Below are 26,180 nucleotides of genomic sequence, written 5' to 3'. Positions count from 1 at the left end.
TGTTCGGGCCCAGGACAGCGCACGTGCCAGCCGACCGGAGAGTCCGAGGAGCCGCACCATGGGCAGCATCGCACGTCGTGATCTTCTCACGTGGGGCGCGGGAGTCGGCGCGGCCGCCGCGCTGGGCAGCGGGCTCGTCCTGCCGTCCGCCGCCCGGGCCGGCACCCGGGCCACCGCAGGCACCACCCGGGCCACCGCGCGCACCGCCCGGGCCACCGCAGGCACGACTCCGGGCGGGCTGCCGACCGACGACTGGATGGGCCGCCTGGACGGGAACCTCCCCCTGCTCGATCTCACCATCCCCGGCACCCACGACTCGTGCTGCGAGAACCCCGGCTACGGCACCGAGTGGTCGCACACCCAGAACTGGGGCATCCCGCAACAACTGCGGGAAGGCGTCCGCTTCCTCGACATCCGCTGCAACGGCCTGCAGGGCGCGCCCGACGAGCTCGGGATCTACCACTCCGACAGCTACCAGCACCTGCGACTGCAGGACGTGCTCGACCAGTGCCGGACCTTCCTGCGGGCGCACTCCGGCGAGACCGTCGTGATGCGCCTCCGGAACGAGCGGGCGGGCGGACAGGCGCTCGGCGACGACGAGTTCATGCGGCGGATCGACTGCTGCTTCGACGAGTTCGGCTTCCGGGACCTGTTCCACCTCCACGGCTGGCCGACCCTCGGCGCCGCGCGCGGCAAGGTCGTGCTGCTCGCCGACTTCGCCAACCCCTGGGGGCTGATCGACTGGTCCAGCGGCCGGAACGAGTACTTCGACACCCAGGACGTCTGGCAGATCGGCGGCAGCGACCCGCTGGGCACGAAGGGGCAGTACATCGTCGCCCAGTTCGACAAGGCCTCCCGCACCCCGGGCACCGCCACGATGTTCGTCAACTTCCTCAGCTACGCCGGTGGTTACTGGCCCAAGTACAGCTCGCAGGCGCTCATGGACCGCAGCATCTACCCGTACCTGAACGCCCGCACCCAGCAGCCCGGCCGATTCGGCATCGTGCCGATGGACTTCCCGGACTTCCACGTCAACGTGCTGCAGATGCTGATCGACCGGAACGTCATCCCGCCGGGTGCGCACCGGGCGACGACGGCGGGCGCGCTCCGCATCGGCCCGGGGATGTAAACCCGTGGGCCGATGCGGGGTGACGGAGGATCAATCGCCGGGCCGATGCCGCCCGCCCGCCCCGCGTGACAGCGTTCCACGCATGGACACCACGCCGATCCGGCCTCCCCGGAGGTCGTCTTCCACCCGTAGGGCGGTGGGGCGGTGGAGCCGTGGGCCGGTGGGCGGGGCGGCCGCGACGGGGGTGCGGCCGGCCTGCCCAGCGGTCGGGGTGCTCGACGGTTGCCCCGCTCAGCGGACGGGGTGCTCAGAGTTGCCTTGCTCAACGGTCGGGGTACTCGGGGTTGCCCCGCTCAACTTCGGCACGGCGAGGGCCTGACGGCCGGGCCGCGTCCCGATCGGGAGGCCGTACGGGGGCAGAGCCGGGCCCCGCGCTCAGACCCGCATGCCCTGGGTGGTGGCGACGACGGTGGGCGGGGTGGTGCTGCCGGCGGTGGTGCCGAGGGTGCGCTCGACCTTGGCCACGGCGGTGCGGTACTGCATCGAGGCGGTCTGCGCGGAGGCGCCCTCGCGCTGGAAGTAGCCGAAGGCCATGGCGACCGTGCCGAACCGCTCGATGCCGATGAAGGCGTTGAGCTGGACGCCGTCCAGGGTGCCGTCGAGGCGGACGGCGGGGGCGTCCTGGCGGTCTCCGAGCGTGACCGGGGTGACGGCGAAGGTCACCGTGTCCCCGATGCCGGCGTTGAAGGTGATGGTGTGGCAGCTCCGCAGGGCGTCGGCCACGGAGTTGAAGTCGGCGGCGAGCCGGTCGGGTGCCTCGGCGGCGAGGGCCTCGGTGACCATCGGGTTGCCGTCCGGGCCGTCGAGCTCGGTCTCGGCGCGCGGGTTCGCGAGGCCGGGTTGGGCGGCGTGCATGTTGACCAGGGCGCTGAGCGCGTCACAGCCGCTGACCGGGCTCGGGGTCTCGTTCGGGTCGGGGCTCTGGCTCCCGTCCGGGCCGGGGCTCTGGCTCGGGGCCGCCTCGGTGAAGTCGGGCCCGAGGTCGGCCGCGGTGAGCAGGGCCGATCTCAGCTGGTCGACGGAGGGGAGGTCCTGGGCCGGGGCGGCCGATGCCAGGTGGGCCGGGCCCAGGGCGACCGCCCCGACGATGGCTGCGGCGCTGGCGGCCGCGGCGATGACGGCGTGGAGAGGCCTCGGAAGGGACATGCGGGCCCCCGGTCGAGAGTTCGGGCAGGGACAAGGCACCAGTGTCCCACCGGGGGCCGCGAGCGGCGCGCGGGGTCGGCATCGCCGCAGGTCAGGGCCTTTCTCAGGGAGCGGAGGGGCCGGGCGGAGCGGGCCGGGCAGGCCCGGGGTGGTACGGAGGTCAGGCGCGGTCCGGGGAGAGGGTGCCGAGGGTCTCGGCGAGCCACTCCACCCAGAAGGTCTCCAGCCCGATCCCGGCCCGCAGCACCGCGTGCTGGAGCCGGTTCTCGACGTCCGCCTTCTCGGCCGGGAAGTCGCGCCGCTCGATCTCCAGGTAGTCGGCCAACCGCGCTCGGTGCAGCGCCAGGTGGCGCTCCAGTTCGGCGGGCAGACCGTCCGTGCCGACCACCGCCGCCGCGCGCAGCCGCAGCAGCAGCGGCTCCCGCACGGCGCGCGGCGCCGCGCCCTCGGCCGTCCAGCGGACCAGTTCCGCCCGGCCCTCCGGCAGGACCTCGTACTCCTTCTTCTGCCCGCGCACCGGACCGTCCGGCTGGAGCGCCCGGATGTGCCCGGAGGCCTCCAGCCGGCCCAGCTCGCGGTAGATCTGCTGGTGGGTGGCGGGCCAGAAGAAGCCGATCGACTTGTCGAACCGCCTGGTCAGCTCCAGCCCCGAGGACGGCTTCTCCAGCAGGGCGGTGAGGATGGCGTGCGGCAGCGACATGCCGACGATCCTAGAGGCGCGGGAGCGAGCCTGACCGACGCGACCATGGGCGGGGCAGCCGGGCAGCCGGGCGCCGGCCATGAGCGGACCTCAGGGGGCGAAGCCATGAGTGGACCTCATGGGATGCGCACATGAACAAGTCCCATGGCGCACGGCCCATGAGCCGCTCTCATGGGACGGATCCATGAGCAGGTCTCATGGGGCACGCCCATGAACACAGATCACCTCACCTGGGCACCTGGCCGTGCGCGTGAGCAGGTCTCATGCGCACGGCCCATGAACCGCTCAGAGCGAGGCGGCGAGCTCGGTGCCCTGCTTGATGGCCCGCTTGGCGTCCAGCTCGGCGGCCACGTCGGCGCCGCCGATCACGTGCACCGCCAGGCCGCGCTCGCGCAGCGCCTCGTACAGGTCGCGGCGCGGCTCCTGGCCGGTGCAGAGCACCACGGTGTCGACGGGCAGCAGCCGGCGCTCGCCGTCCACGGTGATGTGCAGGCCGGCGTCGTCGATCAGGTCGTAGGTGACGCCGGGGACCATCACCACGCCGCGGTGCTTGAGTTCGGTGCGGTGGATCCAGCCGGTGGTCTTGCCGAGCCCGGCCCCGACCTTGCCGGTCTTGCGCTGCAGCAGGTGGACGCTGCGCGGGGGCTCGGGCCGCTCGGGGGCGCGCAGGCCGCCGCGCTCGCGGTACTCCGGGTCGATGCCCCACTTCGCCTGGAACACCGGCGGGTTGAGGCTCGCCTCGTCGCCCTGGTCGGTGAGGAACTCGGCCACGTCGAAGCCGATGCCGCCCGCGCCGAGGATGGCGACGCGCTCGCCGACCGGCGCGCCGTCGCGCAGCACGTCGAGGTAGCCGACCACGCTGGGGTGGTCGATTCCCGGGATGTCGGCGGGGGTGCGCGGGGTGACGCCGGTGGCGAGGACGAGGTCGTCGTAGCCCTCCGCGGCCAGCTGCTCGGCGGTGGCGGCGGCCCCCAGGCGCAGCGTGACGCCCAGTTCGGCGAGCCGGGTGCGGTAGTAGCGCAGCGTCTCGTCGAACTCCTCCTTGCCGGGGATGCGGCGGGCCACGTCCAGCTGTCCGCCGACCGCCTCGGCGGCGTCGTACAGGGTGACCGCGTGGCCGCGCTCGGCGGCGGAGACGGCGCAGGCGAGCCCGGCCGGTCCGGCCCCGACGACGCCGATCCGCTTGCGCACCCTGGTGGGCGCGAGGACGAGTTCGGTCTCGTGGCAGGCCCGCGGGTTGACCAGGCAGGAGGTGATCCGCAGGTTGAAGGTGTGGTCCAGGCAGGCCTGGTTGCAGCCGATGCAGGTGTTGATGGCGTCGGCGCGGTCGGCGCGGGCCTTGGCGACGAAGTCGGCGTCGGCGAGCAGCGGGCGGGCCATCGAGACCAGGTCGGCGCTGCCCTCGGCGAGCAGCCGCTCGGCGGTCTCGGGGGTGTTGATGCGGTTGCTGGTGACCAGCGGGATGCCGACCGTGCCCATGATCTTCTTGGTCACCCAGGCGAAGGCGCCGCGCGGCACCGAGGTGGCGATGGTCGGGATGCGGGCCTCGTGCCAGCCGATGCCGCTGTTGATGATGGTGGCCCCGGCGGCCTCGACGGCCTGGGCGAGCCGGACCACCTCGTCCAGGGTGGAGCCGCCCGGTACCAGGTCGAGCATGGAGAGGCGGTAGACGATGATGAAGTCCTCGCCGACCCGCTCGCGGACCCGGCGGACGATCTCCACCGGGAAGCGCATCCGCCGCTCGTAGGAGCCGCCCCACTCGTCCTCGCGGTGGTTGGTCGCGGCGACGACGAACTCGTTGACGAGGTAGCCCTCGGAGCCCATGATCTCGACGCCGTCGTACCCGGCGCGGCGGGCGAGTTCGGCGCAGCGGGCGAAGTCCTCGATGGTCTGCTCGACCTGCTCGGCGGTGAGCTCGTTGGGCACGAAGGGGCTGATCGGAGCCTGGAGGGCGCTGGGGGCGACCAGGTCGCGGTGGTAGGCGTAGCGGCCGAAGTGCAGGATCTGCAGGGCGATCTTCCCGCCGGCCGCGTGCACCGCGTCGGTGACCACGCGGTGCTCGTCGGCCTCCTCCTCGGTGGTCAGCATCGCGCCGCCCTCCCAGGGGCGTCCGGCCTCGTTGGGGGCGATGCCTCCGGTGACGATCAGGCCGACGCCGCCGCGGGCGCGCTCGGCGTAGAAGGCGGCCATCCGCCGGTAGCCGTCGGGGGCCTCTTCCAGGCCGACGTGCATCGAGCCCATGATCACGCGGTTGGGCAGGGTGGTGAAGCCGAGGTCGAGCGGGCTGAGCAGGTGCGGGTAGCGGCTGCTGCCGGGGGTGGCGCTCATCGACGTCTCCTGGGGCGCGGGCGGGGTGTCGTGGTTACCGCAGGGTAGGGGACGGGTCTCGCGCTATGCAACTAGTTGCATAAAGCTCGGGGGCACCGCCCGCCCGGAGCGGCCGAACGCCGCACGGACGGCGGGACGCCCGCGTATCGTCGTGTCCCGGACAGCACGGGCTCGGCGGATCGGCAGGTCGGCGGATCGGCGGATCGGCGGATCAGGGGATCGGGAGAAGGGGGCGGCCGTGCGGGGTGGCTCGGTGGCAGTGGTCGGGGGCAGCATCGCCGGGAGCGCGTTCGCCGCGGCCGCCGCCCGGCTGGGCGCGGAGCGGGTCGTGGTGCTGGAGCGCAGCCCGGGCCGGCTGGAGGACCGCGGCGTGGGCATCTGCACCCACGACGACCGCTTCGACGAGCTGGTCCGCACCGGACACCTCGCCGCGGACACCCGCCGCCACCGCCTCACCGTCCGCCGCTGGGTCACCCGGGGACCAGCCGGCGCGGGCGACGGCCCGGACGGGCGCGGGCGGGTGCTCTGGGACCAGCCGTTCCCGTTCCACTCCCACCACTGGGCCGGCCTCTGGCAGTCCCTGCGCGAGCGGACGCCCGAGCAGGTCGAGTACCGGCTCGGCAGCACCGTCACCGCGGTCGGCGGCGACGACGGGGGCGCCTGGGCCGAGGAGGCCGACGGCGGCCGCCACCCGTACGACCTGGTGATCGGCGCGGACGGCTACCGCTCGGTGGTCCGCGCCGCCGTCTGCCCGCAGGCCGCGCCCGAGTACGCCGGGTACGTGTGCTGGCGCGGCAGCTACGACGACGCCCTGCTCGCCGAACTGCCCGGCGGGGCCGCGGTCTGGCCGGAGGAGGAGTGCGTCACCGTCTGCTACCGCGGCGGGCAGGTCGTGATCTACCGCATCCCCGGTCTCGACCCCGGCCGCACCCAGGTGAACTGGGTCTTCTACGCGCCCACCCCCGGCTGGCTGCGCCTGGACGGCCCGACCAGCATCCCCGCGGGCACCCTCACCGACAGCGGGCTGGACGAACTGCGGCAGCTCGCGGAGCGGCACCTGCCGCCGTACTGGGCCGGGCTGGTCACCCTCACCCCGCGCGAACGGACCTTCCTGCAGCCCGTCTACGACCTGGCGACCCCGCGCCGCACCGCCGGACGGCTGCTCATCGGCGGGGACGCGGCCACCGTCGTGCGCCCGCACAACACCAGCGGCGCGGTGAAGGCGGTGCAGGACGCGCACGCCTTCGAGCAGGCCGGGCGGACGGCCGGCTCCTGGTCGGCCCTGCTGGCCGCCTACGACCGCGAACGGAGCTCGGCCGGCCGGGAGTTGGTGGAGCTGGGCCGGACCCTCGGCCGGGCGCAGGTCACCGCCGCGCCGGACTGGTCGGCCATGGACGGGCCGGCGATGACCGCTTGGTGGCAGCACCAGCTCACCGGCGGCGGGGGTTTCGGCGGCCACGCGCTCGGACGGACCGGACCGCCCTCCTGACCGCCGGAACCCCCGCCGGGCCGCCTACCGCGACCGGGCGCCGGGGATCAGACGTTGACGCCGTAGTCGGTCGCGATGCCGCGCAGGCCGGAGGCGTAACCCTGGCCGATGGCGCGGAACTTCCACTCGGCGCCGTTGCGGTACAGCTCGCCGAAGACCATCGCGGTCTCGGTCGAGGCGTCCTCGCTCAGGTCGTAGCGCGCGATCTCCTGGCCGTTGGCCTGGTTGACGATCCGGATGAACGCGTTGCGGACCTGGCCGAAGTTCTGCAGCCGGGCGTCGGCGTCGTAGATCGACACCGGGAAGACCACCTTGGCCACGTCGGCCGGCACCCGGTCCAGGTCGACCTTGATCTGCTCGTCGTCGCCGGCACCGCCACCGGTCAGGTTGTCACCACTGTGCTCGACCGAACCCTCGGGGCTGCGAAGGTTGTTGAAGAACACGAAGTGCTGGTCCGAGATCACCTTGCCGAGCGCGTTGCACAGCAGCGCACTGGCGTCCAGGTCGTAGTCGGCCCCGGTGGTGGTGCGCACGTCCCAGCCGAGACCCACGATCACGGCGCTCAGACCGGGCGCCTCCTTGCTCAGCGAGACGTTGCCGCCCTTGGCCAGCGAAACTCCCACAATGCCCTCCTCGGATCTCTCCCTGCGGACGAATCTACAACACTGTAGAGATCACGAGAATCCGCCTGAAGGCCGGTACCACCCCGGGAATTTCTCCGGGGCCCTTTCAGGGGCTCCGACGGGAACCGATCGCGGCGGTCCGGCGATCGGCAAGGGCGCGGACCGGCCGGGGCGCCGGGGCGGAGGCGCCGACCTACACTGGCGACGGATCCTCCGATGTCCCGGTTCCCCCCGATTGCGGCGCCCTCGCGGGAGGTCTGCCATGCGCCAGCGGTACAGCTTCCACGTCGACCAGGGCGGACACTCCGTGACCGTCAACGTCCGCTCCGGCTGGATCACCGAGACCGAACTGCTGGTGGACGGCAAGGAGTGCGCCTTCCACCGCGTCCACGGGCACGGCAGCTACCCGCTGACCCTCGGCGCCCGACTCGCCGAGGAACCGCCCCGGCCGCTCGCGGTCACCCTGGACCGCACCGGCACGGCCGAGCATCCGCTCTCCTGCGTCCTCGACTTCGCCGGCACCACCCACCCGATGCCGGAGAACACCGCCCGCTGAGGCCGACCGCCGGTGCGGTTCGCCCGGGAATACGGTGGAACCCTACGATCTCCCGTCCGCGTCCCACCGCTGCACCTCCCCCTGCCGCTCCCCCACTCCCCGCGACGAGAGCCTGCGCATGACCTCCCCCACGACCCCCGACACCTTCGACCGCCTGCTGCGGGAGGCGATGACCGGCGCCGAGCGCTTCGGCCACCGCCAGCACGTCCGCCTCACCTGGCTCGCCGTGCGCCGGCACGGTGCCGCCGCCGCCCTCGACCTGATCGGCGACGGCATCCGGCGCACCGCCACCGCGGCCGGCGCACCGCAGAGGTTCCACGTCACCGTGACCCGGGCCTGGGTCGAGCTGGTGGCCCACCACGTCGACGCCGCACCGGACGTCGAGGAGTCCGCGGACTCCGGGGAGCACGACGGCTCGGCGGAGCACGACGGCTTCGAGGAGTTCGCCGCCCGCCACCCCGACCTGCTCGACAAGGAACTGCTCACCCGGCACTACCGGCCCGGAGCGCTGGCGGGCGAACGGGCCCGGACCACCTGGGTCGAGCCGGACCTGGCGCCCTTCCCCCGGGCCGATCAGCCCTCCTGACCCTCCGCCAGGATCGCCTCGACCGCCTTCCGCGCCCGCTCCGCGTCCTGCGCGACCAGCCCGAGCCGGGTCCGGCGGTCGAGGACGTCGGCGACGTCCAGCGCGCCCTCGTGGGTGACGGCGTACGCGATCTCGGCGCGCGTCACGTCCAGCCCTTCGGCCACCGGCGCCAACCCGCCCGCCGCCGGCTCCCCGACCGACACCCCCGCCGCCAGCACCTCGTGGGCGGCGCCGCCGTGCCGGGCGAGCAGCGAGGCGGGCACCCCCCGCGCGGGCAGCGGACGGCTGTCCCGGTGGCCGGGGGCGCCGACCAGCGGCAGCCGGGCCGTCCAGCAGGTACGGGCGGGCAGTCGGCGCAGCCGGACGGCGGCGTCCACCGCGTCCTCGGCCATCCGGCGGTAGGTGGTGAGCTTGCCGCCGACCACGGTGACCACCCCGGACGGGGACTCCAGCACCGCGTGCTCGCGCGAGATGTCGGCGGTGCTGCCGCCCCCGGTGTCGATCAGCGGGCGCAGCCCGGCGTAGGCGCCGCGCACGTCGGCCCTGGTCAGCGCGGTGGCGAGCGCGGCATTGACGGTGTCGAGGAGGAAGGTCAGCTCGGCCTCGGTGGGCTGCGGCTCGTCCGGGATCGGGCCCGGGGCGTCCTCGTCGGTCAGTCCGATCGCGACCCGGCCGAGCTGCTGCGGCAGGGCGAACACGAAGCGGCTGGTCGAGCCGGGCACCGGCACGGTGAGGGCGGCGGTCGGGTTCCCCAGCATCCCCGCGTCCACCAGGACGTGGGTGCCGCGGCTGGGGCGCAGCGTGATCGAGGTGTCCACCTCACCCGCCCAGACGCCGGTGGCGTTGACCACCGCGCTCGCCCGGACGGCCAGTTCCCGCCCGGTGAGGGTGTCGACCAGCCGCGCGGAGCCGCCGGTCACCTCCTCGGCCCGGACCCTGGTCAGCACGCTCGCGCCGTACTGCGCGGCGGTCCGGGCCAGGGCGACCACCAGCCGTGCGTCGTCCACGAGTTGGCCGTCGTGCGCGACCAGCGCGCCGCGCAGGCCCGCGGTGCGCACGCCCGGCACCAGCCGCCGGGTGCGGGCGGCGTCGATCCGGCGCATCCGGGGCAGCAGCGCGCCGGGCGTGCCGGCGCTGACCCGCAGCGCGTCCCCGGCGTGGAAGCCCGCGCGGATCAGCGCGCCCTGCCCGGGGCGCAGCAGGTCCGGGAGCAGCGGCACCAGTTGGGGCAGTGCGCGGATCAGGTGCGGGGCGGTGCGGGTCATCAGCACGCCGCGCTCGACCGCGCTCTCCCGGGCCACCTTGATCCGGCCGGAGGCGAGGTAGCGCAGCCCGCCGTGGACCAGCTTGGAGCTCCAGCGGCTGGTGCCGAAGGCCAGGTCGCGGGACTCGACCAGGACCGTGCGCAGGCCGCGCGAGGCGGCGTCCAGGGCGACCCCGGCGCCGGTGACACCGCCGCCGATCACCAGCAGGTCGACGTGCGGGGCGTCGCCGAGCGCTTCGAGCTCCAGCGTGCGGCGTACGGCGTTGAGTCGGCTCGTCCCCGCGAAGGGGCCGACGGCGGGCGTCGTCATGGTGCGAGGTATCCGTTCAGCGCTCTGGCCAGTTCGCGCCGCCAGGCCGCCTCGGGGAGCAGGGCGGCGACCATGCGGTGCGACTGGACGGTGGACTGGGCGATCAGCAGGACCATGGCGGCCAGTTCGAGCGGCTCCCCGGCGCGGATCGAGCCGTGCGCCTGGCCCCGCTCGATGCCGGTGCGCAGGGCTTCCAGCAGGCCGCGCTGGCTGGCGCCGAGCCGCTCGACCACGTACTCCAGCAGCAGGTCGGAGTCGTCGGAGCGGAGCAGCGCGCCGAGCACCGGGTGGTCGCGCAGCCGGACGGAGACCTCGACGACCCGCTCCACGAAGGTCTCCCGGTCCTGGACGTCCAGCGCGGTGCCCTCCAGGGTGGCCAGGATCTCCCGGGTGAGCAGCGCGCCGATCACCGCCCGGACGTCCGGCCAGCGCCGGTAGACGGTCGGGCGGCTGACCCCGGCGCGGCGCGCGATCTCGGCCAGCTGGGTGCGGCGCACGCCGAGGTGGACGAGCAGGTCGGCGGCGGCGTCCAGGATCGCGTCGTCGGTGCTGCGGGGCCCGGGCGCGGGCTTCGCGGGCTGCTCCCGCTCCGCGGGCTGCTCAGACCGCTCGGGCTGCTCGGCTGCTGTCGTCGGCTCGACGTTACTACTTGACATGATGTGTGAAACTGTAACGCATGGCACCTGAGACGCAAGCGGGACCGGCCGGCGCCGCACTTCCGCTCCCCCCGATGAAGTGGGACGCCTGGGGCGACCCGGCCCTGGCCAAGGAGCTGTCCGCCGACATCAAGGGACTGCTCGCCGCCGCCCTCGGCGTCACCGGCGACGCCGCCCCCGGACCGGACGCCGACGAGGTCGCACTGCGCCCCTCCCGGATCTCCGCCGAGGACGTCGAGGCGCTCGCCGCCGCCGTCGGCGAGGCCCACGTCAGCGCCGCCGACGCCGACCGCCTGCCGCGCGCCGGCGGCAAGTCCACCCCCGACCTGCTGCGCCGCCGCAGCCGCGAGCCGCAGGACGCGCCCGACGCCGTGGTGCTGCCCGGCAACGAGCAGGAGGTCGCCGCCGTCCTCGCGGTGTGCGCCGAACGCCGCATCGCCGTCGTGCCGTTCGGCGGCGGCACCAGCGTCGTCGGCGGCCTCGACCCCGAGCGCGGCGGCCTGCGCGCCGTCGTCTCGCTCGACCTGCGCCGGTTCGACCGGCTGCTCGACCTGGACGAGACCTCCGGCGAGGCCGTCCTCGGCGCCGGCCTCACCGGCCCGGCCGCCGAGGCGCTGCTCGCCGACCGCGGCTGGGAGCTCGGCCACTACCCGCAGAGCTTCCGCTACGCCACCATCGGCGGCTTCGCGGCCACCCGCTCCTCCGGCCAGGACTCCGCCGGGTACGGGCGCTTCGACGAGATGGTGCGCGGCCTGCGGGTGGTCACCCCCGCCGGCGTGCTCGACCTCGGGCGCGCCCCCGCCTCCGCCGCAGGCCCCGACCTGCGCCAGCTCTTCCTGGGCTCCGAGGGCACCCTCGGCGTGATCACCGCCGTCCGGCTCCGCGTCCACCGGCTGCCCGCCGTCAAGGCGTACGAGGCGTGGAGCTTCCCCGACTTCGCCACCGGTACGGCGGCGCTGCGCGCCGTCGAGCAGCAGGGCACCGGCCCGACCGTGATCCGGCTCTCCGACGAGGCCGAGACCATGGTCAACCTCGCCATGACCGAGCAGATCGGCGGCGCCCCGGCGGTCACCGGCTGCCTGGCCGTCACCGTCTTCGAGGGCAGCGCCGAACAGGTCGCCGCCCGGCACCGCGCGACCCGCGAGGTGCTGCTCGCCGCCGGCGCCACCTCGCTCGGCGAGGCCCCCGCCCGGGCCTGGGAGCACGGCCGGTTCAACGCGCCCTACCTGCGCGACTCGCTGCTCCGCGCCGGCGCCCTGTGCGAGACCCTGGAGACGGCCGCCGGGTGGAGCCGACTCCCGGCCCTGCGGACCGCCGTCACCGAGGCGCTGACCGCCGCCCTGCCCGGCGCGCTCGTGCTCTGCCACATCTCGCACGTCTACCCGACCGGCGCCTCGCTCTACTTCACCGTCGTCGCCGCCCTCGGCGAGGACCCGCTCACCCGCTGGGGCGCCGCCAAGCGCGCCGCCGGGGACGCCATCGTCGGCGCGGGCGGCACCATCACCCACCACCACGCGGTCGGCGCCGACCACCGGCCCTGGATGACCGACGAGATCGGCGACCTGGGCGTGCGCATCCTGCGCGCCGTCAAGGCCGAACTCGACCCGGCCGGCATCCTCAACCCGGGCAAGCTGATCCCATGAGCCGGGCTCATGGGGCGCCCGGCCCGAGAACCGTCCGCAGGGTCGCCGTTCTCACCAACCCGGCGGCGGGGGCCGGCCACGCCGGCCCCGCCGCGGAGCGGGCCGTCGCCCGCCTGCGCGCCCTCGGCGTCGACGCCGAACCACAGGCCGGGCGCTCCGCCGAGGACGCCGTCCGGCTCGCCCGCGAGGCGGTCGCGGACGGCGTCGACGCGGTGGCCGTCGTCGGCGGCGACGGCATGATCAACCTCGCCCTGCAGGCCCTTGCCGGCACCACCGTCCCGCTCGGCGTGGTGCCGGCCGGCACCGGCAACGACCACGCCCGCGCCTACGGCCTCCCGCTCGACGCCCCCGAGGCCGCCGCCGAGGTCATCGCCGCCGGCCGGGTCCGCACCGTCGACCTCGGCCGGGTCACCGGCCCGGACGGCTCGGTCCGCTGGTACGGCTCCATCCTCGCCACCGGCTTCGACTCCCTGGTCAGCGACCGCACCAACCGCCTGCGCTGGCCGCGCGGCCGGATGCGCTACAACCTCGCCATCCTCATCGAGTTCGCCAACCTGCGCCCACTGCCGTTCCGGATCACCCTCGCCGACGGCACCGTCATCGCACGCGACCTCACCCTCGCCGCCGTCGGCAACACCCGCAGCTACGGCGGCGGCATGCTGATGTGCCCGGACGCCCTCCCGGAGGACGGCCTGCTCGACGTCACCCTCGTCGACGCCATGCCCCGGCTGCGCATCGCCCGCTTCTTCCCCACCCTCTTCAAGGGCACCCACACCACCCGCCCCGAGGTCACCACCCTGCGCACGGCATCCCTGCGCATCGAATCCCCCGGCATCACCGCCTACGCCGACGGCGAGTTCATCGCGCCGCTGCCGGTCGAGGTCACGGTGGAGAAGGGGGCCCTGCGCCTGCTGGTGCCGTGACGAGCCGATGCCGCGGTCCGGCGGACCCGCGGCACCGGTCAGCGGCGGGGGCGAGGGCGGGGCGGGGCGGGGGAACGGACGGGCCGTGCGACCGCCGCCCGCCCCGGCTTCCAGTACGGGTCCGTCGGAATCACCGACAGAACGTCATCACTCATTTCCCGGACTCATTCCACGACCTCATTGCCCGGCCTCATCTCCCCGCATCGTTCCCGACCCGCCCCCGCCGTCGGCGGCAGCCAGCAGGCGTCGCCGCTCCGACGACGCCATCGGCCGGAAGCGCACGGCAGTTCAGGCGTGATCACCCGCCCAGGCGGCGGCGCCAGAGCAGCGGGCGTATCTCGATCGCGTGCGACGGGTCACCGTTCCAGACCGCGGGCAGACCGGCGGCGGTGAGGGCGGCGACCACTTCGTGGCCGATGGCGGTGGTGGTCGACGGGGAGCCGTCGAAGCCGCCGTAGAGAAGGGAGAGACCGTGACCGGCGGCGGCGGACTCCGTGCACTGCGAGTGGAAGTAGACGAAGCCGCGGGCGTCCGGGGCGCCGGCCGCGCCGATCTCGGCTTCGCCGCAGGAGCGGCAACAGGTGAAGTCCTCCCGGGCCGTGATGCCGCTCGCGTCCAGCGCGGCGAAGGCACGGGCGAGGCGTTCCGCGTCGGTCTCGCCGATCCAGCCGCTCTGCTCGCCCACGCGCTCCAGCCAGAGCCGGTCGGCGAGTTGCTCGGCCTGGGCGCGCGAGAGCGGGCGGCGCCCGCCCGACACCAGGTACTCCTCGGCCTCCTCGGCGAGCCGGGCCCGGTCGGTGTAGCCGCAGGCCAGGGTCAGCCGCAGCCGGTCCTCCAACTCCCGCCGCTCGTCCGCGCCCAGCTCCAGCGGCGGCACGGGCTCCGGTGCGGGGCCCATGTCGAGCGGCTGCCAGCCAAGGCCGTCGGCCCAGCCCGCCTCGCCGCGCGCCCAGGCCGTCATCGCCGCAGCCACCGGTTCGGGCCCGTCCAGCCGCACCTCGAAGTGCCGCTGGGCGGAGCCGTCGCGGTGCTCCAGCGTGTAGTCCTCACCGTCGGCGTGCCACACCTGGACGAACACGTCCGGCAGGTCCGGCACCCGCTCCACGACGAGGAAGCGGTCGTCCTCCGCGCCGATGCGCCGGACCAGCCCCGCCAGCTCGTCCGCGCTCGGCCTGGAGCGCCGTTCCCCGTCGTTCGTCTGCACCGTGATCGCCAACATGGGGCCACCCTCGCACACCCCACTGACAATCACCCGGGCCGATCCCGCAGTTCAGGCCCGGTGCGCGCGGATCCGGCCCGCCCGCCTCGGCGCCGGACACCCGCGCCGCCGGCCGTGCCGCCGGCTCCGGAAGGTCGTCAGTCCCGGAAAGCCGTCAGTTCCGGAAGGTCGTCAGCCGACCGGCGCTGTCGGCGGGGGCCGGCTCACCGGTCGCGGGGTCGATGGCGAAGGCGCGGAAACCGGTGTCGGTGGTGATGCGGACGTGGCCGTCGTCGGTCCAGTCCGCCGAGACGAACGCTCCGTGGCCCGGGGCCCCCTCGGCCAGGTCCAGGAGGTGCCAGCGGCGGGCCGACAGGCCACTGCCGGACACCAGGCTGACCGTCCGGTGCCGGGTCTCCGCCTCCGCTCCCGGGTCGCCGTAGTGCGCCACGACCAGGACCCGGTCCGCCCGTGCCGGAGAACTCGTCCTGGTCTCCTGGCAGGTCTCCGGCCCGACGACCGACCGGACGAGGAGGAGACCCGACACCCCCACCAGCACCAACGCGCCGATCCCGGCCGCGGCCCGGCCGACGGCGTCCCACCGCCGGCGGACGCAGACCGCGGCCAGCAGGAGCACGGCGGTGGCCCCGATCATCGGAACCGGCCGGTTCAGGGCATCGGCCACCACCAGCCGCCCGCCGCTGCGCGACTCCCAACGGCCCACCACGCAGGCGAACAGCGGCAGCACGGCGCTGCCGGCCAGCACGCCGGCGGTCTTCCCCCGGTACCTCATCGACCCCCCGTTCCCGGCGGCCCCCACCGCCCGTCCCGGTCACCCTGGGACGGCCGGTCCTCCCGGCGCAGCCGGAACACGACGTTGCGGCGCAGCGGCCCCTCCGGGGCGGCGGGGTCGTCGAAGTCCTCGGCGGGGTCGCTGGTCATGCCCAGCCGGCGCATCACCGCCTGGGAGCGCCGGTTGGCGGCCGTGGTGATGGCCAGGACCTCGGGGAGGCCGAGGGTGTCGAAGCCGTACGCGAGGACGGCGCGGGCGGCCTCGGTGGCGTAGCCGTGGCCCCAGGCGGCTCGGGCCAGGCGCCAGCCGATCTCGACGCCGTCGACCGGGTCCGTCTCCTCGATGTCGTCCAGGCCGACGAAGCCGACGAACTCGCCGCTCCCGCGCACCTCGACGGCCAGCCAGCCGTACCCGCGCCGCTCGATCGCCGCCTCGAAGCGCGCCACCGAGGCGTCGCTGCGTTCGCGGGTGAGCGGGTCGCCCAGGTGCTCGCGGACCTCCGGGTCGGCGTTCATCGCGGCCCACGGGGCGAGGTCGGACTCCCGCCAGCGGCGGATCAGCAGGCGGTCGGTGCGCAGTTCGGTCATCGGTCGGTGCGGCGGTCGGTGCGGCGGCTCGTTCAGTGGTTGGTTCAGCGGTTGGTTCAGCGGTTCGTCCATGGCGCCAACCCAACGGCACTCCGCCCGCCCGGGCAAGCGACATTCGACCACGCGGCGCTCGGGCGGCCGCCCGGTGGGTGGTGAACGAAGGAGGTCGAGCCCCCCGTCCCGCCCGCCGATCCCCGCCCCCGCCGATGGCCGCACTCACCGATGGCCGCGCGCGGCCGACGCGCGTACGGCCCATTCCCTGGCGGGAATTGTCCGGCCGCGGGGTCGCTCCGAGGATGGGTCGCACCGAGACCGAGCGATCACCGAGCGATCCACCGGAGGAGTCCATCATGGCCACCGATCTGCCCGACACCCCCAGTTCCCAGCAACTCGCCGACCGCTACGCCGCGTTGTGGACCGAGCCCGACCCGGGCGTCCGCCGGGAGGCGATCGAGCGGCTGTGGGCCGAGGGCGGCGTGCACCTGCTGCACCCGCCGGTCGAGGCCCGCGAGGCGGCCGCGCGGGTCGGGTTCCCGGAGCCCGTCCTGGAGGCCCGCGGCTACCGGGAGTTGGAGCTCCGGGTCGCCCGCGCGTACGAGGAGTTCGTGGCGCCCGGCGGGTTCACCTTCCGTGCCCGGCCGGACGCCGTACGGCTGCGGGACGTCGTCCGGTTCGGCTGGGAGATGGTGCCCGTCGACGGCGGCGAACCGGTCGGCGGTGGGCAGGAGTTCGTCGTCCTGGACGCCGACGGCCGGATCACCGCCGACTACCAGTTCCCCTGGCTCTGACCGGCGGCCGCCCGCAACGCCTCGGCGGTCGCCGCGTCCGCCGGCAGGAAGGCCTCCAACTTCAGCTCCGCGAGCGTGACGTCGACGGCGGTGGCGAAGGTGGTGACCGTCGTCATCAGGTGCAGCTCGCCGAGCCGGGTGCGCAGTTCCAGCGGGACGGCGAAGCCCACGTGCTGCTCCCCCGGCTCCACTTCGGGCACGTACGAGCTCAACTCCCGCTGCAGGTCGCCGAGGTGCCGGGTGCGCTCGACGATGTGGCGGGCCCAGGCGGCGAAGTTGAGGATGCGCGGGGCGAGGCCGTCCGGGTGCAGGGCGAGCCGGTAGGCGTTGGTGCCGGGGCCGACGAGCCGCGGGTCGGCGCCCTCGGTGATCACGTCCACGGCGGCGTTGGCGGCCACCACGTCGCCCCTGCGGTCCACCACCAGTGCCGGGTACGGGAGGTGGCCGGCCAGGATGTGGCCGATCGCCTCCCGCACCGGCGCCAGCGACGGCCCGTCCAGCGGTGTCTCCGGGTAGACGGGCGCGTAACCGGCCGCCAACAGCAGCTCGTTGCGGTCCCGCAGGGGGAGGTCCAGCGACTCGGCGAGCCGGACCACCATGGCCCGGCCCGGCGCGGAGCGGCCGGACTCGATGAAGCTCAGGTGCCGCTGCGTCGTGCCCGCCCGGGTGGCCAGGTCGAGCTGGCTCAGCCGGCGGCTGGTTCGGCGCGCACGCAGCGCTCGGGGGAAGTCCACGCCACCAGCCAACCCCGGACGGCCGCGGTCCGCCATTCCCCCGGGGGAATTGAGCCCGGGCGGCGCGGCGCGCAGGATCGACGCCATGGACATCGGCGTCTTCCTCCCCACCGGCCAGGAGCAGTGGGCCGCGCACGGCTCCCGCGAGTTGCTCGACTTCGCCCGCCGCAGCGAGGAGTCGGGCTTCTCCTCGCTGTTCGTCAACGATTCGCTGCTGAGCCCGCGGATCGAACCGCTCGCCATGCTGGCGGCCGCCGCCGCGGTGACGGAGCGGATCCGGCTGGGCACCGGCGCCCTGCTGCCGGTGCTGCGCCGCCCGGTGCAGACCGCGCAGACCCTGGCCTCGGTGGACCAGCTCTCCGGCGGCCGGCTGACGGTCGCGGTCGGCGCCGCCTTCCCGGGGCGCTTCGGCCGCCCGCTGCACGAGCTGTCCCAGGTGCCGTGGGAGCGCCGCTTCGCCAGGCTGGACGAGACGGTCGCCCTGTGGCGGGCGCTCTGGGCCGGGGCGACGGAGTTCCACGGCGAGTTCCACTCCTTCGCCGAACTCCCGCCCGCCACCGCGCCGTTCCGCGCCGACGGGCCGCCGGTCTGGCTCGGCGGCGCGACCCCGGCGGCCCTGGACCGCACCGGCCGCCACTACGACGGCTGGCTGCCCTACCCGCCGGACCCCGCGGGCTACGCCACCGGGCTCGCCGCCGTCCGGGCAGCGGCCGAGCGGGCCGGACGCCCGGTGGAGGCCGTCGCCCCCGCCCTGTTCGTCAACGTCCGGATCGACCGCGACGCCGAGGCCGCCCGCCGCACCATGGACGCCTACACCCGGTCCAACTACGGCCTGCCGTTGGCCGAGACGGAGCGGATCCAGGCCTTCGCCCTCGGCACACCGGACGACGTCGCCGCCCGGCTCGCCCGCTACGCGTCCGCCGGTGCCCGGCACGTCGTGGCCCGCCTCGGTGCACTCGAACTGGACGATCAGCGGGACCAGTTGGAGCGGCTGGCCGCGCTCGCGCCGCCCGGGTCGCCGTGACCCTCCGGTCCGCGGTGACCTTCCGGTCCGCGGGGCCCGCTCGGGCCCACCGGAGCCCGGTGCTCACACGCCCCGGGTCGCCGTGATCCTGCCGTCCGCGATGGCCGCCACCAGCTCCCCGTGGTCCACCACCGTCCGGTCCGCGTACCGCAGCGCGAACTCGGCCACCGCGTCCGCGAAGGTGTCCGCACTGCCGAGGTAGCCGGCGATGGCGAGGCGGTCACCGCTCCGGGCGTGGGCGCGGGCCAGGGTGCGGCCGCAGAGGTCGGCGTAGGCGCGCAGGCCGGACGGTCTCATCTCGCCGATCTCCGCCGAGCCCTTCATGTCGCGCAGCTGGCGGCCGTAGAAGTGGCGCCCGGCGGGGCCGGTGGTCCAGCCGAGGAAGATGTCGCTGGCGGCCTGCATCAGGTGCTGGCCGGTGACCACCCGCCGGCCGCCGTGGTGGGCGGCCACCTCGGCCTCGGCCCGGGCCGGCGGCAGGTGGTCCTCCAGTACCGACCGGCCGGCCTCCTTGAGCTGCAGGAACAGCGGGTCCTGGCCGTCCCGGCCCTCGAGCAGGACGATGAAGCAGCGGGTGCCGACGCTGCCGACACCGACCACCTTGGTGGCCGCGTCGACGAAGCGGTAGCGGTCCAGCAGCACCCGGCGGTCCTCGGCGAGGGTCGCCCGGTAGTCGCTGAACACCTTGCCGACGCCGCGCAGGTCGGTCTTCTTCAGCGGTTCGATCAGCGGCGGCGCGCTGATGATCCGCCGCTGCCCGTCCCGTTCCTCGGTGAGCTTGCCGAAGGCCTGCAGGCTGGTGCGGCGCCGGGCGTGCGCGAGTTCGGCCTCGAAGCGCTTGCGCTGGCCGGGCTTGGTCAGCAGCGGCAGCAGGTCCGCGGTGTCCACCCGGGCGTACCAGGCTTCGAGTTCGCCCATGCCCGCCAGCAGCCGCATCGCGGTCGCGTAGCCGGTGACGGCGGTACGGGCGGCGCGGTGCACGCGCTCCTCGTCCAGACCGTTGTCGCGGGCGGCGACGGCGACGCTGGCGGCGAGGCGTTTGACGTCCCACTCGAAGGGGCCGGGGTAGGTCTCGTCGAAGTCGTTGACGTCGAAGAGCAGCGCGCGTTCCGGCGAGGCGTACACGCCGAAGTTCACCAGGTGGGCGTCGCCGCAGAGTTGGACGGTGAGGCCGGTTTCGGGGACGGCGGCGAGGTCGGCGGCCATCACGGCGGCGGCGCCGCGCAGGTAGCTGAACGGGCTGTCGGCCATCCGTCCGTAGCGGATCGGCAGCAGCCGGGCGACCCGGTCCTCGCCCTGCCGCTCCAGCACGCCGAGCGGGTCGGGCCGGTCGGCGGCGGGGATCCACCGGCCGTGGTCGGAGCGGGAGACGCGGTCGCGGGCTGCCCGGCCGCGGCGGCGGCGCTCGGCGGGAGTGGTCATGCGGCGGCTCCGTCCGTCGGCGGGTCCTCCCCGCGGCGCGGGGAGGCCGCGGGTGCCCTCTCCGCGACGCTAGGACACGAGTGCCGGAGGGCGCAGCGCGCGCCCTCCGGCACTCGGCCGTCCGGGTGAAACCGGGGCGGGACGGCTCACCGCGGGACGGCTCACCGCGGGACGGCTCAGCGCGGGACGGCTCAGCGCACCGTGAAGTCCGCCATCATCGCCATGTCCTCGTGCTCCAGGTTGTGGCAGTGCAGCATGTACGCGCCGGTGTAGTCGGTGAAGCGCACCAGCACCTCCACCGCCTCGGCCGGGCGCAGGTCCACGGTGTCCTTCCACCCCGCGTCGTACGGGCCCGGGGCCGCGCCGTTGCGGCCGATCACCTGGAAGTGGTTCAGGTGGACGTGCACCGGGTGGTGCAGGTCGGACGAGAAGCGCCAGAGCTCGACCGCGCCGAGGGCGGGCGTGGCGATGCTCTGGCCGGGCTGGTACAGCCGGCCGTTGATGGTCCAGCCGTCGTTGCGGTTGCGACGGAAGGTGAAGTCGCGGGTGGTGACGGCGGCGGAGGCGTCCAGGGCCTCGACGGTGGCGAGCTTGTCGGGCACCGCCGTGTCGTCGTTCACCTGGTTCGAGGAGACGTCGAACCGCATCACCTCGGTCGTCCGGCCGCTGCCGAACCGGTTGACCAGGCGCACCTGGGTGCCGGGCGCGTAGCGGGAGAAGTCGACCACGACGTCGAAGCGTTCGGCGGGGGCGATCTCGATCCCGCCGTGGGTGACCGGGGCGGCGAGCAGGCCGCCGTCGGAGCCGATCTGGACGAAGGCGTCGCCGCCGGCGGGCTGCGGGTCGAGTGCGAGCCGGTAGAGGCGGGCGTTGGAGGCGTTGAGCAGGCGCAGCCGGTAGCGGGCGCGGTCGACGTCCAGCCGGGGCCAGGGGGCGCCGTTGACCAGGATGACGTCGCCGAGCACCCCGTTGGCGTAGGCGGCGGTGACGCCGGGCTCGCCGAGCGCGGGGTCGACGGAGGGGTAGCGGAAGGAACCGTCGGCGGCGAACGACCGGTCGGCGATCATCAGCGGCAGGTCGCGCCCGCCGCGCGGCAGCGGCAGGGCGCCCTCCTCGTCGTCCTGGACGAGGTGGAAGCCGGCCAGTCCGCGCCAGACGCCGGGGCCGGTGAAGCCCATCCGGTGGTCGTGGTACCAGAGGGTGGCGGCGCGCTGCTTGCCCGGATAGGTGTAGTCGCGCTCGCCGACGGCGGTGCGGCCCGCCGCGTGGCCCATGCCCGGCATGCCCGCCATCCCCGGCATGCCCGCCATGCCGCCCGCGCCCCGGGCGGCGTCCGGCGACGACCCGACGGGCAGCAGCAGGTCGATCGGGTAGCCGTCGCTGTCCGCCGGGGTGTGCCCGCCGTGCAGGTGGGTGACGGACGGCACCGGCAGCTCGTTGCGGTGCTTGACCACCGCCGCCCGCCCGGAGCGGGTGACCAGGGTCGGCCCGGGGAAGCTGCCGCCGTACGTCCAGGCCTCGGTCTTCACGCCGGGGAGGATCTCCAGCTGGGCGACCTGTTGGGTGATCTCGTAGTAGTCGGTGGTCCCGTCGGTGCGCACCGGCTGCAGCACGGCCGGCACCGGCAGCGGGACCCGGAACGCCTCGGGCAGGTCGAGCTCGCTGCTCAGCAGCCGCCCGGGGCGGCCCTCGGCGAGCAGTTGGGCGACCGAGGGACCGGCGACGGCGGCCAGCGCGCCCGCGCCGAGGACGGAGGCGCCGATGCCCAGGAACCGGCGTCGGTTCACTTGGACACCTCCACCGGACCGCCGGGGCGCGGCAGCCGGCCGCTGCCGTCCGGGCTCACCTCGGGCAGCCCCGCCCGGGCGGGGAGCGGCAGCCGCCAGGCACCGACCAGGATGAACAGGATGCCGCTGACCAGCAGCACGCCGAGGGTGACGTGCACGCCCAGCGCCCGGGCGTAGCCGGCGGCGATCTGGCCGACGACCGCGACGTTGAGCAGGAGGGTGGTCCACAGCGGCCAGAGCGGGCCCCGACCGGGGCGGCGGACCGCGACGGCCACCGCCAGCTGGAGCACCACGACGGTGGCCAGGGTCATCGCGTTGCCCTCGTGGTCCTTCAGGGACTCGTAGGTGCCGTTGAGGAAGCTCCCGGCCAGCATGACCTGGAGCAGGGCCAGCAGGGCCAGGGTGGTGGCGGTGGTGCGCAGCAGGATCAGCGGCCAGCGGGGCACGGAGGCGGCAGGGGGACTGCTCATGTCGGGCTACTCTCTGCTTCGACGGTCGGGCGGGGCGGGCGAGAGCGTAGCTGATCCGACATCACGATCAGTTCCAATAAGTGTGTTTGGGCCGTCCCGTAACCCCATTGCGCCTGCTCGGCCCGCCTTTGTCACCCGATTGAGGGATGCCCTTGAGCGGTCCTCAAGGGCATGGTCATGAGCTTCGCTCCCGGGTGTCTCATCGGCTCCCCGCCGAGTGCCTCATGAGGTGGCCTCATGGCGGTCTCGATGAGGCGGGCTCATGGGGATTCCCATGAGGCGGGCTCATGGGGAACGCGGGGAACCTCATGAGGCGGGCTCATGTCCGACCCCCATGAAGCGGACTCATGGCAAGTCCCATGAGCTCCTCTCCCGGGCGGCCCCATGAGTCCCGCTCATGAGGCGGCGGTCCCATGACTTCCTCTCACGGGACCGCCTCATGAACTCCTCGCACCGCCCGCCCGTCGGCCTACTGCCGCGCCGCCGCCAGCGCCACCGGCCGGGTCCGCAGCAGGGCACGGACCGGCAGCCCGGTCGCGCCGAGGCAGAGCAGCACGGCTCCGGCGACCAGTGGCAGGGCGAGCATCGGCGGGACGTACGGGGAGGCGTTGGCGACGCCCCGGGTGACCGGCACCAGCGTGATCCCGGCGATCACCGCGCCGACCACCAGCCCGGTGGCGGCCACCAGCAGCGCCTCCCAGCGCATCATGCCGCGCACCTGGCGCCGGGTGGTGCCGGCCAGTCGCAGCAGCGCGACCTCGCGGCGGCGGTCGAGCACCGTCATCACCAGGGTGTTGGCGGCGCTGACGGCGGCGAACCCGCCGAGCACGCCGGCCATCACGGTGTTGGCCCAGCCGCTGAGCTCCATGCCCTTGTCGGTCTGGGCGACGAACCCGGCCCGGTCGGTCACGCTCGTCCCGGCCAGTGCACCCAGCCCCGCGGCCACGGCCGTGCGGTCGGCGCCCGGCACGTCGGCGACCAGCACCTGGTTGTCGTAGCCGGTGGTGACGTGCGCGGCCACGGCCGCCCGGGGCAGCAGCGCCTGGCCCAGGCCGAGCCCGCGGTCGTACACGGCGACCACGAGGGGCCGCACGGCGGTGCCGTCGCCGAGCCGCAGCGGGACGCGGTCGCCGACCTCGGCGTCCAGGGCGGCGGCGAGGGTGGTGCTCAGGGCGACGGTGTCGGTGGCGCGGCCGAGGTCGGCGAGCGCGCCGCTGCGTACGCCCAGGTCGAGCACCTTCGGCAGCCGGGCCGGGTCGCCGTCGACGCCGAGCGCGGGGACGGAGCTCAGCTCGCCACCGCTTTCGAGGACCAGGCCGGTGCGCAGCACGCCGACGGCGGTGTCCACTCCGGGCACCTCGGCCGCCCGGGCGGCGGTCCCGGCGAGCAGGCCGGGGCCGGTGGCGCCGATCACGTGGTCGGCGGTGATGCCGGCACGGACGTTCTCCCCGGTGGTGTGGCGCAGGGTGCTCTGCAGGATGAGCAGGGTGCCGCAGAAGGCGGTGACGAGGACGATCGGGGTGATCGCGGAGGCGAGCCGGCGGGCGTTGGCGCGGGTGTTGTCGGCGGCGAGCGAGCCGGGGGCGCCGCCGGCCCGCAGCGGGGCGCCGAGCACGGCGGCGGCGGTCCGGGCCACCCAGGGGCCGAGCAGGGCGACGGCCAGCATGAAGCACATGACCACGCCGAGCGCGGTCTGGGCGGCCTTGGCGCCGTCCAGGGCGGCGGCGACGACGGCGACGGCGATGCCGCCCGCGACGAAGACCAGCCCGACAACGGTGCGCACCTTGCCCGGGCGGGGCGCCTCGACGGCGGCCTCGCCCAGGGCCTGGCCGGCGCGCAGCCTGGCGGGTCGGCGGGCGGCCAGGAAGCCGGCGGTGAGCGCGGCGAGGGTGCAGGTGAGGACGGCGGCGAGCATCGGCAGCGGGCCGACGTCGAGGCGGATGCCCTCGGGGACGGCGCCGCGGTCGGTCAGCTGGCCGAACCACCAGCGGGCGAGGGCGAGTCCGGGCAGGATGCCGAGCGCCGCGGCGACCGGGGCGACCAGCATCGCCTCGGCGGCGATGGTGCGGCGGATCTGGCGCGGGGTGGCGCCGATGGCGCGCAACAGGGCGAACTCGCGGGCGCGCTGGCCGGTGGCGAGGGCGACGGTGCTCATCACCACGAAGATCGCGGTCATGGTGGCGTAGCCGCCGAAGGTGCCGCCGATGCCCATCAGCATCATCCGGGCCTCGCCGAGCTCGGGGTGTTCGAGGGAGCCCCGGTCGTCTCCCGAGAAGACCTTCGCGTCGCCACCGACGGTTTGGCGGACCTGCTGGGCGAGCGCGGCGTCGGTGACGCCTTCGCGGGGCTGGACGGCGATGGCGTCGATCCGGCCGGGGTGGCCGGAGAGGCGGTCGGCGGTGGCGTCGGCGAACCAGGCGGTGGGGCCGGTCGCCTGGGCGGCGGCGAGGCCGGAGACCCGGTAGTCCGCGGTGCCCCCGGGCGCGGTGAGCTTGACGCTCGCGCCGGGCGCGAGGTGGGCGGCGCGCGCGGTGTCGGCGTCGAGCACCACCTCGTTCGCGCCGGGTGCGCGGCCCTCGACCAGCTTGTCGGCCGGTCCGGCGATGCCGAGGGCGGCGTGACCCCGGCCCGTGAGGGTCGGCAGGCCGCTCGCGGCGGTGAGCGGGAAGGCGGTGTCCGGCCGGGCGGCCGCGACCCCGGGCAGGGCGGTCAGCCGGCCCACCAGCGCGGCGTCCGTCCGGGCCTGCTCGGGGGTGGCCTGTTCCCGGGTCTCGGTGTCCTGGCCGACCTTCCGCTGGATCTTCACCGCCTGTTCGGCCGCGACCACCACCGGCGCGGAGGCGTACCGGGTGGGCTGGAGGCTCGCGGTCAGACCGGTCTGCAGCAGCACGCCGCAGGCCGTCACGACGGCGGCGCCGAGCAGCAGGGCGACCAGCGTGCCCACGAAGGAGGCGGGCCGGAAGCGCACCGAGGCGCGCGCGAGTCCGTTCGTCATGCCGCTGCTCCCACCGGGTGGGCGGTGAGCGCGACCATCCGGTCGGCGACGGCCTGCGGGGTGGGGTGCGGCAGGTCGTCCACGATCGCGCCGCCGGCCAGGAACAGCACCCGGTCGGCGAAGGAGGCGGCCACCGGGTCGTGGGTGACCATCACGACGGTCGCGCCGAGGGAGTCCACGGCCTGTCGCAGCAGTCCCAGCACCTCGTGCGCGGTGCGGGTGTCCAGCGCGCCGGTCGGCTCGTCGGCGAACACCACGTCCGGGCGGGTGATCAGCGCGCGGGCGATCGCGACCCGCTGCTGCTGGCCGCCGGAGAGCTGGCCGGGCCGCCGCCGGGCGTGCGCGCCGAGGCCGACCCGGGCCAGCAGCTCCCGGGCCCGGGCCCGGTCCTGGCGCTCCCCGGCGAGCCGCTGCGGCAGCAGCACGTTCTGCTCGACGCTCAGCGAGGGCAGCAGGTTGAAGGACTGGAAGACGAAGCCGATCCGGCTCCGGCGCAGCTTGGTGAGCCGGTTCTCGCTCAGCGCGGTGATCTCCTCGCCGCCGAGCCGGATCTCGCCGGCGTCCGGACGGTCCAGGCCCGCCGCACACTGCAGGAAGGTGGACTTGCCGGAGCCGGAGGGGCCCATCACAGCCGTGAAGCTGCCCGGGGCGAGCGCCAGGTCGATCCCGCGCAGCGCCTGGACCGTGCCCTCGCCGCGCCCGTAGCTGCGGCGCACGCCGCGCAGTTCGATCGCGGGGGCCGTTTGCGGTCCGGGGTACCGGCCGGTGCCGTACCGGGCGCCGTCGTGCGCGTCGGCGTGGGTGTCGGCGGCGTAACGGTCGGCGGCGTAACGGGCGCCGTCACCGTCGTACCCGTCGACGGCGTACCCGTCGGCGGCGTACGGGTCGCTCGCGCGCTCGTCGGTCCTGCGGCGGTCGGGGCGGCGTGCCATGGAGGGGCCTTCCTTCGGTTCTGCGTCGCTCGTCGTCAACGTGCTCCACGCTAGGAAGACCGCGCCCCTCGAACCATGGGGGCCACCGGCGGACCGG

At 74.9% G+C, this 26,180-nt stretch carries 23 protein-coding genes; 8 read left to right on the top strand and 15 right to left on the bottom strand.

What is annotated here, in order from left to right; genetic code table 11:
* Positions 1-58 precede the first annotated feature (58 nt).
* On the top strand, positions 59-1,129 hold the full coding sequence (locus tag AB0Q99_RS04870; protein WP_363568538.1) for a phosphatidylinositol-specific phospholipase C: 1,071 nt from the start codon (positions 59-61) through the stop codon (positions 1,127-1,129).
* A gap of 375 nt (positions 1,130-1,504) precedes the next feature.
* Here AB0Q99_RS04870 and AB0Q99_RS04865 read toward each other — a convergent pair whose 3' ends face one another.
* From AB0Q99_RS04865 to AB0Q99_RS04855, 3 genes are all read right to left on the bottom strand, one after another.
* The gene (locus tag AB0Q99_RS04865; RefSeq protein WP_363568536.1) at positions 1,505-2,275 is read right to left on the bottom strand and encodes a hypothetical protein; all 771 of its coding nucleotides are present in this window, start codon (positions 2,273-2,275) and stop codon (positions 1,505-1,507) included.
* Positions 2,276-2,435: 160 nt separating this feature from the next.
* Positions 2,436-2,975 carry a PadR family transcriptional regulator gene (locus tag AB0Q99_RS04860; RefSeq protein WP_363568534.1) on the bottom strand — a complete coding sequence of 180 codons (540 nt, stop codon included), beginning with the start codon at positions 2,973-2,975 and terminating at the stop codon, positions 2,436-2,438.
* Between the two features lie 285 nt (positions 2,976-3,260).
* Positions 3,261-5,303 (bottom strand): NADPH-dependent 2,4-dienoyl-CoA reductase, encoded by a 2,043-nt coding sequence (locus AB0Q99_RS04855; RefSeq protein WP_363568532.1) that lies wholly within the window; start codon positions 5,301-5,303, stop codon positions 3,261-3,263.
* A gap of 253 nt (positions 5,304-5,556) precedes the next feature.
* Between AB0Q99_RS04855 and AB0Q99_RS04850 the strand changes: the two genes are divergently transcribed.
* Positions 5,557-6,792 carry a monooxygenase gene (locus AB0Q99_RS04850; RefSeq protein WP_363568530.1) on the top strand — a complete coding sequence of 412 codons (1,236 nt, stop codon included), beginning with the start codon at positions 5,557-5,559 and terminating at the stop codon, positions 6,790-6,792.
* Positions 6,793-6,839: 47 nt separating this feature from the next.
* On the opposite strand, the gene AB0Q99_RS04845 is transcribed toward AB0Q99_RS04850, so the two are convergent.
* Positions 6,840-7,415 (bottom strand): TerD family protein, encoded by a 576-nt coding sequence (locus tag AB0Q99_RS04845; RefSeq protein WP_363568528.1) that lies wholly within the window; start codon positions 7,413-7,415, stop codon positions 6,840-6,842.
* A 262-nt stretch (positions 7,416-7,677) separates the two neighbouring features.
* Between AB0Q99_RS04845 and AB0Q99_RS04840 the strand changes: the two genes are divergently transcribed.
* Positions 7,678-7,971, top strand: a complete 294-nt coding sequence (locus AB0Q99_RS04840) for a hypothetical protein (RefSeq protein ID WP_363568527.1) — start codon at positions 7,678-7,680, stop codon at positions 7,969-7,971.
* 118 nt (positions 7,972-8,089) lie between these two features.
* On the top strand, positions 8,090-8,557 hold the full coding sequence (locus AB0Q99_RS04835) for a hypothetical protein (RefSeq protein WP_363568525.1): 468 nt from the start codon (positions 8,090-8,092) through the stop codon (positions 8,555-8,557).
* On the opposite strand, the gene AB0Q99_RS04830 is transcribed toward AB0Q99_RS04835, so the two are convergent.
* Together AB0Q99_RS04830 and AB0Q99_RS04825 are read right to left on the bottom strand one after the other, a co-directional pair.
* On the bottom strand, positions 8,545-10,131 hold the full coding sequence (locus tag AB0Q99_RS04830; RefSeq protein WP_363568523.1) for a glycerol-3-phosphate dehydrogenase/oxidase: 1,587 nt from the start codon (positions 10,129-10,131) through the stop codon (positions 8,545-8,547). The genes AB0Q99_RS04835 and AB0Q99_RS04830 overlap by 13 nt on opposite strands.
* A complete protein-coding gene (locus tag AB0Q99_RS04825; protein ID WP_363568521.1) occupies positions 10,128-10,787 on the bottom strand; it encodes a TetR/AcrR family transcriptional regulator in 660 nt (219 codons plus the stop codon). The genes AB0Q99_RS04830 and AB0Q99_RS04825 overlap by 4 nt, the downstream gene beginning before the upstream one ends.
* 74 nt (positions 10,788-10,861) lie before the next feature.
* Between AB0Q99_RS04825 and AB0Q99_RS04820 the strand changes: the two genes are divergently transcribed.
* Both AB0Q99_RS04820 and AB0Q99_RS04815 read left to right on the top strand, forming a co-directional pair.
* Entirely contained in the window at positions 10,862-12,430 is a 1,569-nt protein-coding gene (locus AB0Q99_RS04820) for an FAD-binding oxidoreductase (protein ID WP_363569249.1), read from the top strand.
* Positions 12,427-13,353, top strand: a complete 927-nt coding sequence (locus AB0Q99_RS04815) for a diacylglycerol kinase (RefSeq protein ID WP_363568519.1) — start codon at positions 12,427-12,429, stop codon at positions 13,351-13,353. The genes AB0Q99_RS04820 and AB0Q99_RS04815 overlap by 4 nt, the downstream gene beginning before the upstream one ends.
* Before the next feature lie 298 nt (positions 13,354-13,651).
* Here the strand turns inward: AB0Q99_RS04815 and AB0Q99_RS04810 are convergent, their stop codons facing one another.
* The 3 genes from AB0Q99_RS04810 to AB0Q99_RS04800 form a co-directional block, all read right to left on the bottom strand.
* Positions 13,652-14,572, bottom strand: a complete 921-nt coding sequence (locus tag AB0Q99_RS04810) for a hypothetical protein (protein WP_363568518.1) — start codon at positions 14,570-14,572, stop codon at positions 13,652-13,654.
* A gap of 154 nt (positions 14,573-14,726) precedes the next feature.
* On the bottom strand, positions 14,727-15,344 hold the full coding sequence (locus AB0Q99_RS04805) for a hypothetical protein (RefSeq protein WP_363568516.1): 618 nt from the start codon (positions 15,342-15,344) through the stop codon (positions 14,727-14,729).
* A complete protein-coding gene (locus AB0Q99_RS04800; RefSeq protein ID WP_363568514.1) occupies positions 15,341-15,931 on the bottom strand; it encodes a GNAT family N-acetyltransferase in 591 nt (196 codons plus the stop codon). Before AB0Q99_RS04800 ends, AB0Q99_RS04805 begins: the two co-directional genes overlap by 4 nt.
* 350 nt (positions 15,932-16,281) lie before the next feature.
* Between AB0Q99_RS04800 and AB0Q99_RS04795 the strand changes: the two genes are divergently transcribed.
* Complete coding sequence (locus AB0Q99_RS04795; protein WP_363568512.1) at positions 16,282-16,719, top strand: hypothetical protein; 438 nt, start codon at positions 16,282-16,284, stop codon at positions 16,717-16,719.
* Here AB0Q99_RS04795 and AB0Q99_RS04790 read toward each other — a convergent pair.
* Positions 16,698-17,453 carry a helix-turn-helix domain-containing protein gene (locus tag AB0Q99_RS04790; RefSeq protein WP_363569248.1) on the bottom strand — a complete coding sequence of 252 codons (756 nt, stop codon included), beginning with the start codon at positions 17,451-17,453 and terminating at the stop codon, positions 16,698-16,700. The two genes, AB0Q99_RS04795 and AB0Q99_RS04790, sit on opposite strands and share 22 nt — an antisense overlap.
* A gap of 85 nt (positions 17,454-17,538) precedes the next feature.
* Between AB0Q99_RS04790 and AB0Q99_RS04785 the strand changes: the two genes are divergently transcribed.
* On the top strand, positions 17,539-18,477 hold the full coding sequence (locus tag AB0Q99_RS04785; RefSeq protein ID WP_363568510.1) for an LLM class flavin-dependent oxidoreductase: 939 nt from the start codon (positions 17,539-17,541) through the stop codon (positions 18,475-18,477).
* Between the two features lie 63 nt (positions 18,478-18,540).
* On the opposite strand, the gene AB0Q99_RS04780 is transcribed toward AB0Q99_RS04785, so the two are convergent.
* The 5 genes from AB0Q99_RS04780 to AB0Q99_RS04760 form a co-directional block, all read right to left on the bottom strand.
* A complete protein-coding gene (locus tag AB0Q99_RS04780) occupies positions 18,541-19,899 on the bottom strand; it encodes a DUF2252 domain-containing protein (RefSeq protein WP_363568508.1) in 1,359 nt (452 codons plus the stop codon).
* Between the two features lie 191 nt (positions 19,900-20,090).
* Positions 20,091-21,686 (bottom strand): multicopper oxidase domain-containing protein, encoded by a 1,596-nt coding sequence (locus AB0Q99_RS04775; protein WP_363568506.1) that lies wholly within the window; start codon positions 21,684-21,686, stop codon positions 20,091-20,093.
* Positions 21,683-22,156, bottom strand: coding sequence for a hypothetical protein (locus AB0Q99_RS04770; RefSeq protein WP_363568504.1), 474 nt, complete (start codon positions 22,154-22,156; stop codon positions 21,683-21,685). Before AB0Q99_RS04770 ends, AB0Q99_RS04775 begins: the two co-directional genes overlap by 4 nt.
* Before the next feature lie 469 nt (positions 22,157-22,625).
* Positions 22,626-25,151, bottom strand: coding sequence for an FtsX-like permease family protein (locus tag AB0Q99_RS04765; RefSeq protein ID WP_363568502.1), 2,526 nt, complete (start codon positions 25,149-25,151; stop codon positions 22,626-22,628).
* Positions 25,148-26,083, bottom strand: coding sequence for an ABC transporter ATP-binding protein (locus tag AB0Q99_RS04760; RefSeq protein WP_363568500.1), 936 nt, complete (start codon positions 26,081-26,083; stop codon positions 25,148-25,150). Before AB0Q99_RS04760 ends, AB0Q99_RS04765 begins: the two co-directional genes overlap by 4 nt.
* Positions 26,084-26,180: the final 97 nt, after the last annotated feature.

This window comes from Kitasatospora sp. NPDC086791 (assembly GCF_040685975.1).
GTDB lineage: Bacteria > Actinomycetota > Actinomycetes > Streptomycetales > Streptomycetaceae > Kitasatospora.
Note: the sequence above shows the minus strand (reverse complement) of the source record. Positions and strands in the feature narration are given on the sequence as shown.